The sequence below is a fragment of the Shewanella livingstonensis genome (assembly GCF_003855395.1).
Taxonomy (GTDB): Bacteria; Pseudomonadota; Gammaproteobacteria; order Enterobacterales; family Shewanellaceae; genus Shewanella; species Shewanella livingstonensis.
In genome coordinates, this window is the sequence record NZ_CP034015.1 from 1,163,188 (window position 1) to 1,182,095 (window position 18,908).

At 41.5% G+C, this 18,908-nt stretch carries 17 protein-coding genes; 8 read left to right on the plus strand and 9 right to left on the minus strand.

Translation table 11 applies throughout. The features are described 5' to 3' along the window. Positions 1-80: 80 nt before the first annotated feature. Positions 81-1,121 carry an NADP(H)-dependent aldo-keto reductase gene (locus tag EGC82_RS05065; RefSeq protein WP_124729793.1) on the minus strand — a complete coding sequence of 347 codons (1,041 nt, stop codon included), beginning with the start codon at positions 1,119-1,121 and terminating at the stop codon, positions 81-83. A gap of 180 nt (positions 1,122-1,301) precedes the next feature. On the opposite strand from EGC82_RS05065, the gene EGC82_RS05070 reads away from it, so the two are divergent. Then, a complete protein-coding gene (locus tag EGC82_RS05070; protein WP_124729794.1) occupies positions 1,302-3,254 on the plus strand; it encodes an ankyrin repeat domain-containing protein in 1,953 nt (650 codons plus the stop codon). Positions 3,255-3,329: 75 nt separating this feature from the next. Here EGC82_RS05070 and EGC82_RS05075 read toward each other — a convergent pair whose 3' ends face one another. Together EGC82_RS05075 and yjjX are read right to left on the minus strand one after the other, a co-directional pair. Beyond that, positions 3,330-3,851 carry a GNAT family N-acetyltransferase gene (locus EGC82_RS05075; RefSeq protein WP_011638617.1) on the minus strand — a complete coding sequence of 174 codons (522 nt, stop codon included), beginning with the start codon at positions 3,849-3,851 and terminating at the stop codon, positions 3,330-3,332. Continuing rightward, the gene (yjjX, locus tag EGC82_RS05080; protein ID WP_059745575.1) at positions 3,844-4,416 is read right to left on the minus strand and encodes an inosine/xanthosine triphosphatase; all 573 of its coding nucleotides are present in this window, start codon (positions 4,414-4,416) and stop codon (positions 3,844-3,846) included. The genes EGC82_RS05075 and yjjX overlap by 8 nt, the downstream gene beginning before the upstream one ends. A gap of 278 nt (positions 4,417-4,694) precedes the next feature. Between yjjX and EGC82_RS05085 the strand changes: the two genes are divergently transcribed. Together EGC82_RS05085 and EGC82_RS05090 are read left to right on the plus strand one after the other, a co-directional pair. Next, positions 4,695-5,498: a DUF4097 family beta strand repeat-containing protein gene (locus EGC82_RS05085; protein ID WP_124729795.1), complete on the plus strand. Its 804-nt coding sequence runs from the start codon at positions 4,695-4,697 to the stop codon at positions 5,496-5,498. 175 nt (positions 5,499-5,673) lie between these two features. Beyond that, positions 5,674-6,462 carry a ribonuclease H family protein gene (locus EGC82_RS05090; RefSeq protein ID WP_124729796.1) on the plus strand — a complete coding sequence of 263 codons (789 nt, stop codon included), beginning with the start codon at positions 5,674-5,676 and terminating at the stop codon, positions 6,460-6,462. A 117-nt stretch (positions 6,463-6,579) separates the two neighbouring features. Here the strand turns inward: EGC82_RS05090 and EGC82_RS05095 are convergent, their stop codons facing one another. Beyond that, the gene (locus EGC82_RS05095) at positions 6,580-7,029 is read right to left on the minus strand and encodes a GNAT family N-acetyltransferase (RefSeq protein ID WP_124729797.1); all 450 of its coding nucleotides are present in this window, start codon (positions 7,027-7,029) and stop codon (positions 6,580-6,582) included. Between the two features lie 530 nt (positions 7,030-7,559). On the opposite strand from EGC82_RS05095, the gene mdh reads away from it, so the two are divergent. Then, entirely contained in the window at positions 7,560-8,495 is a 936-nt protein-coding gene (mdh, locus tag EGC82_RS05100) for a malate dehydrogenase (protein ID WP_124729798.1), read from the plus strand. 70 nt (positions 8,496-8,565) lie between these two features. Here mdh and EGC82_RS05105 read toward each other — a convergent pair whose 3' ends face one another. Continuing rightward, positions 8,566-9,459: an SDR family NAD(P)-dependent oxidoreductase gene (locus EGC82_RS05105; protein WP_124729799.1), complete on the minus strand. Its 894-nt coding sequence runs from the start codon at positions 9,457-9,459 to the stop codon at positions 8,566-8,568. Positions 9,460-9,471: 12 nt separating this feature from the next. Then, the gene (locus tag EGC82_RS05110; RefSeq protein WP_124729800.1) at positions 9,472-9,861 is read right to left on the minus strand and encodes a thiol-disulfide oxidoreductase DCC family protein; all 390 of its coding nucleotides are present in this window, start codon (positions 9,859-9,861) and stop codon (positions 9,472-9,474) included. A 178-nt stretch (positions 9,862-10,039) separates the two neighbouring features. On the opposite strand from EGC82_RS05110, the gene folX reads away from it, so the two are divergent. From folX to EGC82_RS05130, 4 genes are all read left to right on the plus strand, one after another. Further along, positions 10,040-10,402 (plus strand): dihydroneopterin triphosphate 2'-epimerase, encoded by a 363-nt coding sequence (folX, locus tag EGC82_RS05115; protein WP_124729801.1) that lies wholly within the window; start codon positions 10,040-10,042, stop codon positions 10,400-10,402. 21 nt (positions 10,403-10,423) lie between these two features. After that, positions 10,424-11,092, plus strand: coding sequence for a GTP cyclohydrolase I FolE (folE, locus tag EGC82_RS05120; protein WP_124729802.1), 669 nt, complete (start codon positions 10,424-10,426; stop codon positions 11,090-11,092). A 209-nt stretch (positions 11,093-11,301) separates the two neighbouring features. Then, positions 11,302-12,030, plus strand: coding sequence for a dihydromonapterin reductase (gene folM, locus EGC82_RS05125; RefSeq protein ID WP_124729803.1), 729 nt, complete (start codon positions 11,302-11,304; stop codon positions 12,028-12,030). Between the two features lie 125 nt (positions 12,031-12,155). After that, a complete protein-coding gene (locus EGC82_RS05130) occupies positions 12,156-13,448 on the plus strand; it encodes an O-acetylhomoserine aminocarboxypropyltransferase/cysteine synthase family protein (RefSeq protein ID WP_124732564.1) in 1,293 nt (430 codons plus the stop codon). Positions 13,449-13,568: 120 nt separating this feature from the next. Here the strand turns inward: EGC82_RS05130 and EGC82_RS05135 are convergent, their stop codons facing one another. The 3 genes from EGC82_RS05135 to EGC82_RS05145 all read right to left on the minus strand — a co-directional run bounded on the left by EGC82_RS05135 (position 13,569) and on the right by EGC82_RS05145 (position 18,845). Then, entirely contained in the window at positions 13,569-14,264 is a 696-nt protein-coding gene (locus EGC82_RS05135) for a 5-formyltetrahydrofolate cyclo-ligase (protein ID WP_124729804.1), read from the minus strand. A gap of 218 nt (positions 14,265-14,482) precedes the next feature. After that, positions 14,483-16,375 carry a DnaJ-like cysteine-rich domain-containing protein gene (locus EGC82_RS05140; RefSeq protein WP_124729805.1) on the minus strand — a complete coding sequence of 631 codons (1,893 nt, stop codon included), beginning with the start codon at positions 16,373-16,375 and terminating at the stop codon, positions 14,483-14,485. Between the two features lie 73 nt (positions 16,376-16,448). Then, entirely contained in the window at positions 16,449-18,845 is a 2,397-nt protein-coding gene (locus EGC82_RS05145; RefSeq protein ID WP_244212539.1) for a hypothetical protein, read from the minus strand. Between the last annotated feature and the right edge of the window lie 63 nt (positions 18,846-18,908).

Consider the following 18,908-nt stretch of genomic DNA (forward strand, 5'->3'; position numbering starts at 1 on the left):
ATCAAGATCTTCAGTGATCTTGATGCCCATTGCAAGGTTTTGTGGCGATAAGCTCAATTAGTCTGGCGGTTATTGTTTTCCTACGGACAAGGGAAACGGTATAACGCCGATAATTCGTTAATTCTTATCATCAGCTCGTCAGATAAGCTGACCTTGTGGCTGTCGATGTTTTGCTTTAACTGATGTAAATCAGTTGCGCCAATAATATTAGCAGCAACAAATTTGCGGCTATTGACAAATGCTAAGGCCATTTCGGTGGGAGATAAACCAAATTCTCGGGCCAAATCGATATAAGCTTGCGTCGCTTCCAGTGCCATAGGGGTACTGTTGTAGCGGGCAAAGCGTTTAAATACCGTTAAACGTGCGCCTTCAGGCCACTGATTATTTTCGTATTTACCGGTTAAGGCACCAAAGGCTAACGGCGAATAAGCTAATAATGGCACTTCTTCACGATAACTGATTTCAGACATGGCGATTTCGTAGCTGCGATTAAGCAAGTTGTAAGGATTTTGCACGCTGATAATGCGCGGTAAATCGTGCTTTTCAGCTAATTTAAGGTATTTCATAAAGCCCCAAGGGGTTTCATTAGAAATGCCGATATAACGCACTTTACCTTGCTTAATAATTTCTGCTAAGGCTTCAAGGGTATCTAAAATAGGCGTGTAGTGCTCTTCTTCATCGTGTTCATACATCATTTCGCCGAAGAAATTAGTATTTCTATCCGGCCAGTGCACTTGATACAAATCGATAGTATCGATTTGTAAGCGCGCTAATGAGTCATCAACAGCTTGATGGATGTTGCGCCAGTCCAGAGCCATATCTTTACGGATGTAATCACCTTTACCGCCAGGCGCAGCCACTTTAGTGGCAATCACTAAATTGTCGCGATTACCTTGCGCTTTGAGGTAGTTACCAATGATACGTTCGGTTTCACCCTGGGTTTCAGCTTTAGGTGGAACCGGGTACATTTCAGCGGTATCAATAAAGTTAACGCCTTGACCAATAGCATAATCGAGTTGAGCAAAAGCGTCGGCTTGAGTATTTTGTTCACCCCAAGTCATGGTGCCAAGACAGATCTTACTGACCTCAAGGCTAGAATGTGCGATACGTTGATATTCCATGATCATCCTCCTATGGAATGTGCTTAATCTGAGGCTACCAAGCTTTTGCATCGTTGCAAAGCGCTATAATACACTTGCCGTAAGACTGCTTGAAAAGTATTCAAAATCACTTGTTCATGAGGTTATCTCATATAACTGTGATATGTTTTCGCTAATGGGAGTTGTTATCAAAGGATTGTTATGAAGTTTCGATTGTGGATTGTATTAGTGGTCATTTTATTTGTGGCTTTGACCGGCTGGTTGTATTTTAACCAACAGTTAGCCGATCCGATTGCATCGACGCCATCTCCGGCCAGTAAAACACTAGATAATCAAATTCAAACTCCTTCTGAGCCCGTCCAAGAAACCGATGCTACAGCTATTGCGGTTACCAATTTTGCCGTCTGTAAAATACTGCTGCAAAATAATGATAAACACAGTGGTAATTGGGCTCGTGATCATTACCTTAGCTGGGACAAATATCTCAATGATTACAGTTTAGATGACGTCACCATGGTGATTGACAAACTATTAAATTCTAATTTTGCCGTGATGTTTAGGGTAGAGCAGTTACGAAAAGATTCTACGTTAGCTCAATTTAATCAAAAGGCTACCAAGGATGTTAAACAAGAACTGATTAAACAAGGGCATGAACTAAGCGGTTTTTTTGCTGGAATCAAAATGTCAAAGAAAGTGCCGGCTCCCGAGTTTGAAAATCTATCGAGCTTATCAGCTACAGAGCAACAATCCGTTTTTATCACAACCCCACCCTCTATTGATGATGCTGCTGCGTTGATGCTCGATGAACACGTCTCGAACCAAACTATCATTTCGCTCCTTGCACATATCGATAATCTTAATGCTTCCGTCGGATTCGATAAACTCGATACGATTTCAGTACTCGATTATGCTATCGATGCTTCGCGAGCTGAGGTTGTTAGTTATTTATTTAAACGAGGTGTAGAGCCTAGCAAAGATGCCTATATGGGCTCGTCAATGGAATGGGCTCTTAGCCGTTTAATGGTGGGCGATGCCAATAAGCCAGATGCGGCAGCTATAGTGCAGCAATTACAAGGCAAACAAGCCAATGCACGCTTTAATCAGCAAGACAGTAGTTTAGTCGAAGGTTTCTTTCCTAGACAATATTATCGGTTTGAGCCTGCTGAGATAGCATTAATACAGCAACAATATGGGCTCGATTTACTCCAAATTGGCGCACGTGATGAACTTAGCATAAGTAATGAGCATCCATTGTTACTTGAATTACTCGCGCAACAACAAGCCTATACAGAAAAAGCCTTGAAGGTGTCGGATTTAGCAAAGGTACTGCCACAGTGCCGTAATACAATAGATAAGGTTAATGCAAAGTGGCAACCTAAAGATGCATATCTTCTTATTGGGCAGGCTGATAAAACTTACACCGATAACCCTGATAAAACTATTGAGCAGCTTGCTAAGGTTGACCCTAGTCTAGTGGATTGTATGTTAAAACGGGTTGGTGATTATCAGCGTAGACAACAACTTATCTCCAATCTAGATCCTATATTTCGTTTATTGAGTGAAGGTAAAGTCATTGATTTTATCGACTCGATATTGGCTAAACCATTAAATGACGCGAATAAAAATTGGGTTTTTAGTCAGGCACTAGAATTCGATAGCCATTTTTACGATGACTTATTTAACAGTGAGTTGTTTGTTGATCCAATACAATATTTTGACTTTAATGACCGAATGTTTTCTGCTGACTTTCTAACAGGGTTAGAAGAGTCTAGTTATGATTTACACGGGCATGATTATAGAGGGAAAACCTTACTTTTTTATGCAGTAGTTAAAGGTAATGTAGATATTATCAAGAGATTAGTTGATGATAAGTTTCCCTTTATCATTAATGATACAGACCCAAAGTTAAGTAAAGGGCTCGATCCCTTACATGTCGCATTAAGTATTGAACCTTGGCCATTTAAGCCAGAAGATGCCGTTGAAAAAGTGGATTTGTTAATGCGTTACCAACCTAAAATCGATGAGTTTCATTTACGTCGAATGGGTTTGATAAAGTTAAAATACCCCGATGTTTATCAACAAATTATCAGTGCCTATCCGCAGCTCAAGGTTGTTGATGACAACGCGTTACCTCTGAGTATATGTGGGATATAGTTAATCAAAAGTTAATCAAGCATTAAACGAGATGAGAAGGAGAGCTAAGCTCCTCCTCTTACTCAGATTGTAACACTACAGCGCTTTTATCATCGCGATTTCACAGGCATCGTGGCCGGTTTCGCCTAAATGCTGACAGTGACTAAAGCCCAGTTTTTCATAGAGTGCTAGTGCTTCAACTAGCACTGCCGTGGTTTCTAAATACATTGATTGATAGCCTTGTTGCTTGGCGAACTCAATACACTGACGGGTTAATGGCTTCGCCATACCTTGACCACGTATGGCACGAGAGAAATACATTTTTTGTAATTCACATACGCCGTCATTTTTTGCTAATGGCGCAATTCCAGCGCCGCCAACCACTTTGCCTTGATACTCAATCACCCAGTATTGTGAACCTTCAGCTTGGTATACTTCACTTAAACAGTCGAGGGTTTTATCGGCTACGCTAAAGCCTTTATCTGGGGTTAACCCATATTCTGCAGACACTTCACGAATAACCGCTGCTAATGCGGCATCGTCATGTGCTTGTAATGTTCTAATCAAGGGTGCCTGCAAGTTGTCTTTGGTTGCATTTGCTTGCTGATTTTCAGTCATTAAATAATTCCGCATTGATAAAAGGAGCCATTGCCAGCACTAATGCTTGGGTATAAATGCTTTCGCGGGTGGCTAAACCTCGAGTGAGCAAGCCAATCGCGCCACCTTTTTGTTTAATATTATGAGTGTTAAATACTCGGTCCATTACTTTGCCAAGTTCTTCACCTGCTTGTAAAGCGTTAAAAATTGACTGTGGCAACGGCAAGTTAGCGCTACGACCAACAGATAATGTGTCGTTATGGATAATGGCCATGTATGCAAAGGTGGCTGGGCTGTGATCAAACTGATCGACTCCGCCTTCCATTGCCACATAAAAGTCAGCATGTTGATCGACTACTTTTGCATTAGCTTGGCAAAATTGAGCTCGGTTGATGGCACCCAATTTAGTTTCTGCTTCGGTCATGGGTTGGTCTGCCACCAGTGATGGCGCATGCATGCCAGTACAATCAATATGAACATCAGGGAAATATTGTCCAATAGCCTGTTTTGCAGCATTGATTTTAACTGGGTTGGTTGAACCAACAATGATAGTTAACGTTTGTGGTATCGCAGTAAAAGTCGGCATAGGGTTATGTTCTTATTTGTTTGAGTTAACCATGATGATCACAGTGGTGAAGTTAACCACATTGTATGGGATTTTAACCATTTTGGGTTTGATGACGAAGTTACTTTTATTACTGTTAATTGTAACTTGTTGTAAATATTGCTTTTGTTTAGTTGGTATGAAACCTGCTAAATGACTGTTAATTGCCGCTAACGCGCACTAACCACTGTTTACTCATATTAAGAGCATTTGTTTGGCGGCCTAACCTTATTGTTATCCTCATAAAAGGAATTAATCTTATGTCTATTCGTATCGCAACCATTAGTGTCACGGTCGGGCTTATTCTAGGTGCCACCCTATTTGGTGCTTCGCAAAGCGAAGCCGAATCTGTCTTTACGTCATCATCAGAGCAAAACAATACAAATCTTAACTTAGTAAAACAGCAATTAAATCTTGATGCTGGATCATTAACTGAGTTAGTCGCCAATACTGGCGCCGGCAAGTTAACAATTGTCGGGGTTGAAGGCTTAAAAGAAGTTAGCGTACATGCCGATATTTACACCCAATCATTGGATCAAGATGACATCGAAATTAAGCTCAGCTTGACCCGAAAAGGTGATAAGGGCTATTTATTATCAGAAATACACAGTGATCACTATTTCGGTGAATCACCTTATATTGATTTATTGGTAGAAGTACCAGCGGCGCTCGCATTGAATATTAAAGACGGTTCAGGGCCCATCCAAATAGATGATGTTAGTGCGGATATTGAGTTGATCGATGGCTCTGGCAGTATTGTGATGAACCACATTGGCAAATTGGTATTAGTTGATGGCTCAGGCTCTATTAATATTAGCGAGGCTAAAGGTGCGATTGAGTTGCAAGATGGTTCGGGCTCCATTCGCATTAACCATGTTATTGGTGATGTCACTATTGATGATGGTTCGGGTTCAATCAAGGTTAATCAAGTCTCCGGAGTGGTTAAGATAAACGATGGTTCCGGTGGCATTGATGTGGCTAACACCAAAGGTTTGACCATTGTTAATTCTGGGTCTGGTAGTGTCGATTATCAAAATATCGATGGCCCACTAACCCTAGACTGATGCTCAGCCACATTAAGTTCAGGTAAATCAAACTTAAGCTTATTTGGTCAAGATGTTCAAGTTAACTGCAACTGCGGCACGCAACATGCTTTTTTGTTTCAAAGCCAAGTTTAATCATGGCATTATGCAGGCACGTTATTAGTGAAGTTAGCATTGTTGAAGTAAGAGTTACATTATGGCAAAGAAGTTTTATGTAGTATGGGCTGGCCGCGAAACAGGCATTTTTACCAGCTGGGATGTGACTAAGCGTGCAGTTGATAAATATCCACAAGCCAAATATAAATCCTTTGCCACACAAGCAGAAGCTAAAGCGGCGTTTGCTCAATCGCCGGCAAGCAGTATTGGTAAAAGTGCACTACCTAAAGCGGCGGGTCGCTCATCGACAAAGGCTGTTGGGGCGGGAACATCAACCAAAACCCTTAGCGCTAATCAAGCGGTATTAAGCCAATTTGATGTGGTTATATACGCCGATGGGGGCTGTGAGCCTAACCCTGGTAAAGCGGGTTCAGGTATAGCGATATACCGCAAAGGTGAACTAACCGAACTGTGGTTTGGTTTATTTAATCCTAATGGCACCAATAATACCGCCGAACTCAATGCACTATACCAAGCATTAATTGTCGCTAAACAGGTGATCGCAGCGGGCGAAACCGTGCAAATTATGAGTGACTCACAGTATTCTATAAAATGTGTTTGTGAATGGGCATATGGTTGGAAAGCTAAAAACTGGACTCGCAAAACCGGTGAAATTGCCAATCTTGATATCATTAAACAGGCTCATGAATTATATGATGCAATGAAAACTGATTTGGTACTACAACATGTTGCTGCTCATATTGGTATTGAAGGTAATGAATTAGCAGACAGAATGTCGATTCATGCGATAGAACAACAGCATAAAGGTTTTAGTCAATTTACTGGGCCAATCGATATTAATAAAATTCTTGCGTTGCGCACTGGCTAGTTATTGGCCAAATTCTCCCTGAACGCGTTAGATTCCCTGGTCAATAAACACAAAAAAGCCGGATTTTTCCGGCTTTTTTGTGTTTAATTTACGACCACTTACGTCACTTACGATTAATTACTGAGTATTTTCTTCGTACATTAAATAATGGCTTTGCTCCATCCCTAAAGATTCATAGGTTTTTTGAGCAACTTCATTGTCATGTTCAACATACAAACGAAAGCTTGCTGTACCGCCGTTTTCTGCCGCTAAGTCTTTTACTGCTTGATACAATTTGCCATAAATTCCCTGACGACGATTCTGTGGACGGATATACACACTCTGGATCCAATAATAATTACTTGCACGCCAGTCACTCCATTCGTATGTGACCATTAACGAACCGGTTATTTCACCGTCAACTTCAGCGACTAAATATACCCCACGTTCAGGATGAGTAAGCAGTCCTTCAACACCGCGAGTCAATTGCTCAGTGTCTAATGAAAGGTTTTCGGTTTCCATTGCCATGGCTTGGTTAAACTGAACTAGGGCTTGTAGGTCGGCATGTTGACCAATTCTTATTGTCATGGTTTTCTCGTTTTTATAGGATGATCTGCAGTTATCATAACGCGACACTCAATAAAAGTATTGGCTTGTTGCGTCAGAAAATGTGTACGAAATGAGTTAATGCTCCAATATTTATGGCTTTAAACGAGATGAAAGATCAAGTTCTATAACGGTCAAACTCATCAATGCAAAATCAACATTTTAATGCCAAAAACAAACATATCAATATTGCTTAACCCGCTTGATAGGGTGATTACAACTCCACAATAAAACAGCTGAGTTATATTTGTTCAATATAAAAACTCTCAAATGTTGGTTTTTTCAGTATAAAAAAGGCGAAAAATAATCATATTGTCGATGTTGTTTGCCGTGTTTTTATACGGATTAACACTGCTAACACTTGGCGTTACGCCAGTCTGTGCGTGGATCAGGGCTTACTTATTTACGGTCCTCCACTAACGTATAATTGAAATTATTGTGACGATGCAGTAATGTGACGCCACGACAATTTAGATCTATGTCACAAACTGCATAAATTGATGGAGATAATTATGAAAGTTGCTGTATTGGGTGCCGCTGGTGGTATTGGCCAGGCTCTAGCTTTACTGTTAAAAACTCAACTGCCTGCGGGCTCAAAGTTGTCTCTTTATGACATCGCTCCTGTTACTCCTGGTGTTGCGGTTGACTTAAGTCACATCCCAACAGATGTAGAAGTAAAAGGTTTTGCTGGTCAAGATCCTACTGATGCATTAGTTGGCGCAGACGTAGTGTTAATGTCTGCTGGTGTTGCGCGTAAGCCTGGTATGGATCGCTCAGATCTATTCAACATCAACGCTGGTATCGTGCGTAACCTAATGGAAAAAGTGGCTGTAACTTGCCCTAAAGCATTAGTGGGTATTATTACTAACCCAGTTAACACGACTGTAGCGATTGCTGCTGAAGTATTAAAAAATGCTGGTGTGTATGACAAAAACCGTTTATTCGGTATCACAACACTTGACGTTATCCGTAGCGAAACCTTCATCGCTGAGCTTAAAGGCTTAAACGTTGCTGACGTTAAAGTTAACGTAATCGGCGGACACAGCGGTGTGACTATTCTTCCACTACTTTCTCAAGTTGAAGGTGTTACTTTCACTGATGAAGAAGTAGCAGCAATGACAACTCGCATTCAAAACGCGGGTACTGAAGTTGTTGAAGCTAAAGCCGGTGGCGGTAGCGCAACATTATCAATGGGCCAAGCTGCATGTCGCTTTGGTTTATCATTGGTACGTGGTCTACAAGGCGAAGCTAACGTTGTTGAGTGTGCCTATGTTGACGGCGGCAGTGAGCACGCTACATTCTTCGCACAGCCAATCTTACTTGGCAAAAACGGCGTAGAAAAAGTATTACCTTATGGTGACATCAGTGCATTCGAAGCTAACGCTCGCGATGCAATGTTAGACACCCTTAAAGGTGACATCAAATTAGGCGTTGAATTTGTTAAGTAATTAATAAATCGATGCACTAAAAAACGCGAAGCCAAGGCTTCGCGTTTTTTTGCTTAAAATAGGTTCTTTTTTACCAACTTATTTCTTTGCCTTGCCAATCTAAATAACTTGCTTCGCCATCTGGCTCACTATTTTCCATGATGTTATACAGCTGGCTGGCGACAAATTCTGGGGTAAAAAGCTTGCCTGCAGGCACATTAGCCTGAAAGGGTTTTGATAATGGCGTGTCAGTAGTACCGGGATGAAACGCAATGAGTTTCACGCGTTTAAGGCGTCTTGCATATTCCACAGCTGTGGTTTTAATGAGCATGTTTAATGCCGCTTTTGAGGCGCGATAGCCATACCAACCGCCGAGGCGATTATCTGAAATACTGCCTACTCGAGCACTCAATATACTGATGACACATTTTTGTTCGCCGCTTACTTTATGACGCGGTTGCGACAATAATGGTGTTAGCGCGCTGAGCCATAACATAGGCACAATACTGTTAGCATAAAACAACTGCTCTAACGAGTGTGCATCAATATCTTCAATGCGTTTTTCTGGCATTAAGCTAGGTTGCTGAGTATGAGTATGAGTATGAGGCTGAATCTGAGTCTTTGGGTTAATTTGCGCCTCAGCTGTTTGCGAATGCAAAATACCATTGCACATAATGATACGGCTGACTTTGCCAGCTACCTCGCTGATATGACTAATACATTCGATAATCGATGTTTGCTGGTAATCACAATAAAAATGCTGGTGGACTATGTTGTTGGTTAAATGGGCTAATGTCAGCTGGGGTTGCCTGCTAACAGTAATAATATTTAGGGGTAAATCACCTGCTTGAACGGCCGAGTTATGAGCACTGTTATTATCAACCGTGCTGTGATGAATCGCAATGGCATGCTCGATAAACGCTTGGGCAATTAGCGATGATGCGCCGATAACAATAATGGTCTCTGCTGAGGTTGGTTCATTCATGCTATTTAGCCCTTATTTAACCTTACAATTGCCATTATCACAGCGCTTTTGGCCGGTGAGTAAATAAGATATCCGATAACGATTTCGGGCAAAGGCTAAATAAGCCATGTCAGCAACCGGTTTTATTAGCGGTAAGCGCAGCAGCTTTATCCAGCCATGCTTACCGGTTAAGCCCCAGGCTTTAGCAGTAACATCTAAACCATAAAGCCAACTGCCATCGGCTTGTAATCCATGTAATACCGTATTGGCATACACTACATCTAAATCAGGGAAGCGAAGGTTGATATCATCAGCATTAATGTCTTCAAGGTTAATCCGGCCTAAACTATCGTAACGCTTTAGTTGCTTCATTTCATTGAGGCACAGCGGGCAAGTGCCATCGTAAAAAACAGTCAGTTCCATCATTAACCCCATTTAGCTAACATGTATATTGAGTATTGTACGCACCATAGGCCAAGCTAGTTTACCTTTATTATCTCATGTGAGTTCAACAGATAGATCGACCGATCAAAACGAATATTTATGATCTTTTTATTTCAGCATAGCGTATATATTCAAAACAATTCACTAGGGCTAAATAATGCCACTAAGCCAAGCCATTATTAAGGTCACCAATTTACGTTTACGCACTTTTATTGGGTTTAACCAAGACGAGCGCGAAAAACAGCAAGATGTGGTGATCAACATTGAGATCCATTATCCAGCCGATCGATCGTTTCAAACCGACGATGTCGCCGATGCGCTAAACTACAAGATAATCACTAAGAAAGTGATTCAGCATGTAGAAGAAGGGCGCTTTTTATTACTGGAAAAACTGGTGGCTGACGTGTTAGAAATTTGCCGTGAACATCCAACAGTTACTTTAGCTAGGGTCACCATTGATAAGCCTCATGCATTACGATTCGCTGATTCAGTATCGCTATCTTTAGAGTATCAAGCCTAACCATTATTTAAGGATGTTATTATGACCACCATTAATGACATAACTCGCGCCGAGTTGTCTGCAGAAGCATTAAAAGTACAACAAGCGTTAGTTGCTCATGGACTTGAAACACCGCTAATACCAAATGACATGACCAGTGAGCAAAAGTATCAGCGTATTAAAGGTTTAATGACCGAGGTTGTGTCTACCTTAGGCTTAGATCTGACTGACGACAGCTTAGCTGAAACGCCGCATCGCATAGCAAAAATGTATGTTAATGAGATTTTCTCTGGTCTCGATTATGCTAACTTTCCTAAAATCACCCAAATTAACAATAAAATGGGTGTTGAAGAAATGATTAAAATTAGCGACATCAGCGTGGTCAGTACCTGCGAGCATCACTTTATTACCATTGATGGACTCGCCAAAGTCGCCTACATACCCAAAGACAATATTATTGGTCTATCGAAAATTAACCGTATCGTGCGTTTTTTTGCTCAACGCCCGCAAGTGCAAGAGCGTTTAACTCAGCAAATTTTAGTGGCACTGCAAACCTTGCTTGTCACCGATGACGTTGCGGTTAGCATTAATGCCACTCATTATTGCGTAAAATCACGCGGCATTATGGATACCTCATCAAGCACCCAAACGACAGCGCTTGGTGGCTGCTTTAAGGCAAATCCAGCCACAAGAGCTGAGTTTTTAGCATAGATAAATCCATTTACTGCCATTATTAAATGACTTCAATTATCACGCATAACTGAGGTCATTTTTTTATGAGCAAACAAGCTATAACTTGTCATTATTAGACAGTAGGATAAATTTCTGCCACGATCCAATGGTTTACTTTGAGATAAACATCTAATTTACTTATGATAAAGTCTTAAAGTATCGAAACTGCAATCAATAAAGAGAATATTATGGAACGTACAATACTGATCACTGGCGTAGGTAAACGCATTGGCTATGCACTGGCTAAGTATTATTTGGCTCAAGGTCATCACGTTATTGGCACCTATAGAACTCATTACGACAGTATTGAACAGTTAGGAAAGCTGGGTGCGAGTTTGCATTCGTGCGATTTAACCGATCCAGCAGCCATTGATGACTTAATTAACTACATAATTCAACATCATGACAGCCTCGATACCATTATCCATAATGCATCCGACTGGTTACCCGACAACAGCGGCTTAAGCCCGAGTGACACTATGGCGCGAATGATGCAAATTCATGTTTCGGCGCCTTATCAAATCAACCTTGGTTTAGCGCCATTGTTGGTTAATGCCGCAAAAACCAATGACGACAGTATTGGGGTCAGCAATATTATTCACATGACCGACTATGTTGCCGAAAAGGGCAGTAAAAAGCACATTGCTTACGCTGCCAGTAAAGCGGCACTGCACAACATGACCTTATCATTTGCCAGCTTATTAGCGCCGCACGTTAAAGTAAACTCGATTGCACCTGCAATGATTTTATTTAATCAAGATGACAGCGAGGCATACAAAGCCAAAGCACTAGCTAAAGCGATATTGCCCAAAGAAGCGGGGAATGACGAAATCATCGCCTTAATCGATTATCTGCATACGAGTCATTATGTTACCGGTCGCAGCTATGCGGTTGATGGCGGCAGACAATTAAAATAGTTACGTTATGAGCTATTGTTAATAACTAATTTGTAGACTTCTAGATGGCTAATTGCTAGTGTTGATATCAATTCAATATCACCACAGTCAATTATCTCAAGGAAGTCGCTATGTCTGTAGCAAACATGAAACTGGAATCACTGGCATTACATTTTGGCTACGAGTCAGAAGCAACTACCAAAGCTGCGGCTGTGCCGATTTACCAAACCACCTCCTACACCTTTGATGATACCCAGCACGGTGCCGACTTGTTCGACTTAAAAGTTGCTGGCAATATCTATACTCGTATTATGAACCCAACTACTAGCGTGCTTGAACAGCGTTTGGCGGCCATTGAAGGCGGCATAGGTGCGCTGGCTGTAGCATCAGGTATGGCGGCGATTACCTATGCGATTCAAGCGTTAACCCAAGTGGGCGACAACATTGTTAGCACCAGCCAATTGTATGGCGGTACTTATAACTTATTTGCCCACACTTTACCGCGCCAAGGTGTTGAAGTGCGCATGGCTGCGTTTGATGATTTCGATGGCCTCGATGCGTTAATTGACGACAACACCAAAGCACTATTTTGTGAATCAATTGGTAACCCAGCCGGTAATATTGTCGACCTACAGCGTTTGGCCGATATTGCCCACAAACATGGAGTGCCATTAATTGTCGATAATACCGTGGCGACACCGGTATTGTGCCGCGCGTTTGATCATGGTGCTGACATTGTTATCCATTCACTGACTAAATACATTGGCGGCCATGGCACCACCATTGGTGGGGTGATTATTGATTCGGGTAAATTTGATTGGGTGGCCAACAAAAAACGCTTTGCGATACTTAATGAGCCCGATCCGTCTTATCATGGCGTGGTATACACTGACGCCTTTGGCCCAGCAGCTTACATTGGCCGGTGCCGCGTAGTGCCGCTGCGCAATACTGGCGCCGCATTATCACCACACAGTTCATTTTTACTGCTGCAAGGCTTAGAAACCCTTAGCTTGCGCATGGAACGTCACTGCAGTAACGCGCTTACATTAGCCGAATATTTACAACAGCATCCTAGTATTAGTTGGGTTAATTACGCTGCACTACCCAATAGCCCACATCATGCTACTTGCCAAAAAATCACCGGCGGTAAAGCCTCGGGTATCATCAGTTTTGGCATTAAAGCCGCTAACGCTGATGCGGGTAAAGTCGCCGGTGGTAAGTTTATTGATGCATTACAAATGGTGCTGCGTTTAGTCAACATCGGCGATGCTAAATCTCTCGCTTGCCATCCTGCCAGCACCACTCATCGCCAACTTAGCGGTGTAGAACTAGCCAAAGCCGGTGTATCAGAAGACCTAGTGCGTATTTCGGTAGGTATTGAGCATATCGACGACATCATTGCTGATGTAAGCCAGGCACTTGATAAGGCGATTGTATAAACTCATTCTTAGTCTAATCATTTAACTAAAAAGCCCCATCAATAACGTGTATTGATGGGGCTTTTTTATTCTTGGTCTAGTGTGGTCGAAGCGCCACAACCTTAATAGTATTAAGCTATTTTAAATAGCCAATCGTCTGGTTGGGGTAATAACCACTGGCAAAGGAATATCCCAAAAATCGGTTGGTACCTGGCTCACTTGCTGGCAGTCGTGGGCAAAGCCAACGGCTAATGGCTTGTTATTGATCACTTGTGCCAAGGTGCGATCGTAATAACCGCTGCCCATACCCATGCGATTACCGTGTTCATCAAATGCCACCACAGGCGTGATAATCAAATCGAGATTATTGACAGTAATAATGTGCTGCACATTCAATTGCGGCTCGCTAATACCATATTTGTTGTTAACCATCACTGAATCACGGTCATAACGCACAAACAATAAATGGCCCTTACTAAACGGGTGAATGCATGGTAAATAGAGATTAATGTCGAGATCCCATAATGCTTCAATCAGTTTTTTGGTGGAGAGTTCACCATCTTGGGTAAAGTACAATGCAACGTGCTGAGCTGATTGCGCCTGAATTTCGGCGAGCATATGACGGCTAGCAATTAACGCTAATTGATTTTGTTCATCAGTTGAGAGGCTGTTACGTTCTTGTCTAACATGGCGACGAATATTATCGCGGCTCATGTCTGTACTATCAAATAATGGTTCTCCAAGCTCTGTTGGCGTGGCAAAGTAGCTAATACGCGCCGAAGAGGTTGACGTAACAGGACGGTGATCCTTGTTAGCCATAAAACGGGTGATACTCATGTGTTGGGAGAGCTCCATCACTTATAAATGAAATTAAAAAAACGATAATCAACAAAGAAAACTTAAAGTAGATTATCGCGTTCTGAAAAGATATGAAAGTACAGATTGATAGCCAGTTAACACTGAATCACATTGCATCAAACTAAACCAACAAATCAACGCCCAGCGTACTGCTTAGCATTACGCTGCATTATTTTTAGTCAAAGAAAATTGGCCTATTATTTATCCATATTCATTGACTTTAACAGTACAGGACTATCGTAATCAGCCACTATCGTCTTTGCTTTTAACCAAAACTTTCTACGGGTTAAGAAGTAAGTACAGCAGACTGACAACAAGCCCCACTCAAACAAATTATTTGCCATAAAACCGACGCCTGATGATAATAATTTAGCGACTTCATTCGCGTAATTAGCATGGTTTGCGATAAAACCATATGTCGGGTTGATTAAATACAAACCATATTGTAAGGCACCATAAAGACCGATTCCAGCAATTAAGCCAAACAGTTTTTTATACCACTGTTGTGGCCATTTCATCGCGATGATAACTAAGTAAACCCCAACAAATAACGAGCCACAAACAAGTGTGCTGGCTATGGCTGGTGAATGTTCTAGTAGCTCCATCGTGTTGTAATAAAGAGTAAAAGCTATATGTGGTAATAATAGTGTGATACTGATCGCTAATATCCAAATTTTAGCTTTACTGATATTTTTCCAATACAAGATAGTCACACTTTTATAGCTTAACCACAGTAGCCCAAGTACAAAGGCATAATTAGCCAAAACAGGTAGCCCAAAGAGTCCAAATTTTAGGGTCAATAACGCCATCATCCATTCAGGTAATTGAGTAACACTCATACGAGAACCCGAATCCGCTGCAAATGAGGGAAATAACAGTGCGATAAGCATGCCTAATGTAAAGAATAAATAAGTGTACTTAATCAAACTTAACAACATGTTTGGTGCAATACCTTTCACACTTTGTTTTTTTAATTGCGCCACTAAGTTGTGATAATTAGAGATTACGGCATCTTTAATATCAGTCGATACCCAGTTTTCATCTAATAGTGCAATTTGTGTGTTGGTAGCATTGGCTTCAATAATGTTTTTTATCGCAGGTGTTGCTAATGCCACTTTGTCTGCTGATTGGCTGCCACCAGCTATTTTCTGGGCCACACTCCATACCGCAGGATCATACACTCCTCCAGCATTATGAGTAGTGTCTTTTTTACCCGCAAAGCACATCTTAGTGTCAACTTTATCAATCGTCGCGGTAAATTGTAGCGTTGGCAGTTTAGCGGTAAAAGCATAGATAAAGGTACAGCCATCAAGAGCACCTTCAACATCTACTTCGGTTATCTCTGTTAAATTATAGACTAAGTCTAAACCGTTATTTTTGACAAAATCAGAGGTCCATTCGTGGTAATCACTACTGTTATAAGCCCATTTAGTACTGCGTTTGGCATCACCATCAATGGTGTAACTGTAATAGAGGTAACCACCACCATTACACGTTCCGCAGGTGACAGAACCTGAACCATTACAGGTGTAACAAGTTTTTTTTCCGCTGCCCCAGCAGGATGAGCATGACTCACTGGTATACACTGTGCGATTATTATAGCTATCGTAACGTGAAGCACTGACGCGACCACTGCCATTACAACCACCACAAGAATTACTACCAGAACCATAACAGCTAGAACAACTTTGATTACCAGAGCCATTACAGCCGTAGCAAACTTTGTTGCCTACATAGGTTTCTGGGGCAGAATTTAAGCCTCTATTTCTGATCAAGAAATTACTAGATATATCAGGACCAAGAATCTTTAAAAAGCGCTCGTTAAATAATGGATTCAGTCCGCTAACATACTCTTTAGCTTTATCTCGGGCGTGATCTTGAGCGTTGGATGCACTGCCAGAGTTAATTCCAGATGGGCGATGACCACCGTGCTCATGCTTACTCACACCAATTTCAATCGTCCAACCAAAGGTAAATTTAAGTTGTGGAAGCTTTGTTTGTTCGTTGCTTAATGTCACTGGAACATCGACACCAGTTAGATTCTTACCGTTGCTACGAATAAAACGTTGGAATTTTTCTAATTTACTCACGTAATACTTCCTATCAATCAATGCGTGATGAATTTTTTACTGCTTTTTTACTACTGGCTGGTACGTCTACTGATTATAAATCGATAATAAAATCAGTTTCATCAGCTTTTAAATATACCCATTTTCTAATGGCGGCATGTTCTGGCGCGGTGATCTTGATGTCATAACTGCCAGCGGGTAACATCATACCGGCTTGGTATTTGGGCTTAATGTTCATCACCGCTACTTTTGCATTGGGAATATTGCTCTTAATCGTAAGGGGCAATAAGGTGGCTTTTTTAGGCGTGTCTGTCGCTGCTTTGGTTGAACCATGTCCAGGCATTATGGCTAAATCAAAGCGGTTAATGGGCTCACTGATCGCATTAAACCCTTTAGTGATAAATAAGTACTGGTCAATGGATGAACCTATAGGTTGTACCATCGGCAGCGTCACTAATAACCATTTAAGCGTGAATGAAATCGTGGCGGAATCATTCTTCTCCATTTGCTCAAAAAAGTAATGTACCGCAGACCCTTTCATGGTGTATTGATTGCCCCCCAAGGATAACGGAACAATAAATATTGATGCTAAAAGTAGGCTTGATATTGCCGGTTTTATAAAGTGGTTAGGTTTAGTTTTTACGCCTGTTGTCGTCCTTTTAGCTTGCACTAGTTCGACGGCTTTTATCGGTAACTTTAATACGGTTAATAGCACCAATACTAAGCTAATAGACATCGATATTGGCGGAATAATCGTTGATCTTAATGCCGACTTACCCGTCGATTCAAAAGCGCCACCATTGGCAAATTCTACTTGTTGGGCTTCAAGTACTTTAAGGTATTCGGTGGTTTTACGTTGAATATTGGGTTCAATGATTTTCTGTTTAAACTCACGGTTATTCCAATCAGCCAGCGTTGGGTTTACGTAAAGCTCTTTCATTTCTCGTTGAATACGCTGTTGAATAACGCCTTGCTGTTGAAAGGTTTGCCAGCTCAAATTTGGTGGCATATCGCTGTTCTTGGCTTTCATTGCCGATCGCCACTCAGCATCAGCTTGTTGACGTACTTTTTTAGCGACTGCAATGTCAAAGCTATTACGATCACTCAGAGACCAGGAAGGGGATAAGGTTAAGCCTTTTTGTTTCAGCTTTTTATTCACTTTTATGCTGGTGAGTTCATGTACTCTAAATTGATGAATTGAGTTAATGCCTAATGGATAGCCACCCGATTCTTTAACAAAATCAGGCGCCATTTTTACCATCAATACATTTTTATAATGGTTCACATCGTTGGTGTACACCATTCGATGATCTTTAAAGCCCGCATCGCCCCCCGTTACCACATCGGCCGCTTGCATTGCCGTGAATAAGCCGAAGGTCATAATGCCGGAGAGAATGGAATTACCGACGTTTTCAGAGGTCGAAATCTCTTCTCTAACTAACCAATCATCAGGGGGAATATAAGGGATACTGTATTTGGCTATCTCTTTGTCATAACCCTTCTGCAATCGCTCGAAACAACTATTTTTACTGCTGCCTTTTTTCTTTTCTGCACATTTATTACGGCGTTCAAAGTAGTCATAGATTTTTGGCGCAATTTTTTGCGCGCGCGATTCAACTCTAGCCTCATAAGCCTTAGTCCCTTGTTGGTACTTTTCCCAGCCTTGCTTTACTTGGTTTTGAGTATCAAGCCAATAGCGGTCAGACCGAGTTTTTACGCTAGTTAAAGCCTGATTATATTGATTAGAACCGTCTGCATATTCAGTATATTTATCGCGCAGTGTTTGGCGAAAATCATCATAGTTGGCGTAGTGTTGATCAAATTGAGACATAGCGCGGTCACGAACAAACTTCTCCATGATCAAGCGCTTTTTCTGTTTTAAATCGTCTACCAATTTGTCGTCAGCGTACACTAGCCCGCCAAATACAGATAAAAAGGTTTTTTCAACCGCACTGTGTTCTTTATCTGGGTCATAATCAATACCTTCAAATGCAATTGAATTTTCAATCAATGCGCTTCGAAGCACTTGTGACAAATAGGCCTGTTGGCGCTCTTCTGGAGTAGAAGCATCAATAATAAAATGATCCACTAACCACTTTTGACCAAAAAATACCGTTGGCCAAACAATTACTGCAATTAAACTAAAATAACCCAACGCGCGAGTCGCTTTAGCCACTTGCTTACCTTTCAGTAACAAGTCAGCTAAAAGCAGCGTAACGCCTATACCACTAATTGTACGGCCAAATAATTCTACTGCACGTAAGTCTTCTGCGCTGGAGTTACGTCCGCCAGCGACATCGGTTAACGCGGCATTGAATACCGCCTCTGGGAATAAATATGCTACCGAACAAATAAACATCAATAGCATCCACCAGAAGGGTTTTCCCGTTTTATCGATTTGGGATTCTAATGCTTGTTTTTTTTCCGCTTTAGCGGTTTTGGCTTGTTGATTTCTCTGTACTTTTTTCAGCTCTTTTTCAGCAGATTCCATTCTCTTCTGCGTTGGGGCCGTGTTAAGCAAGTTGGTTGCAAATGGACTTTTATTATTCTCAGT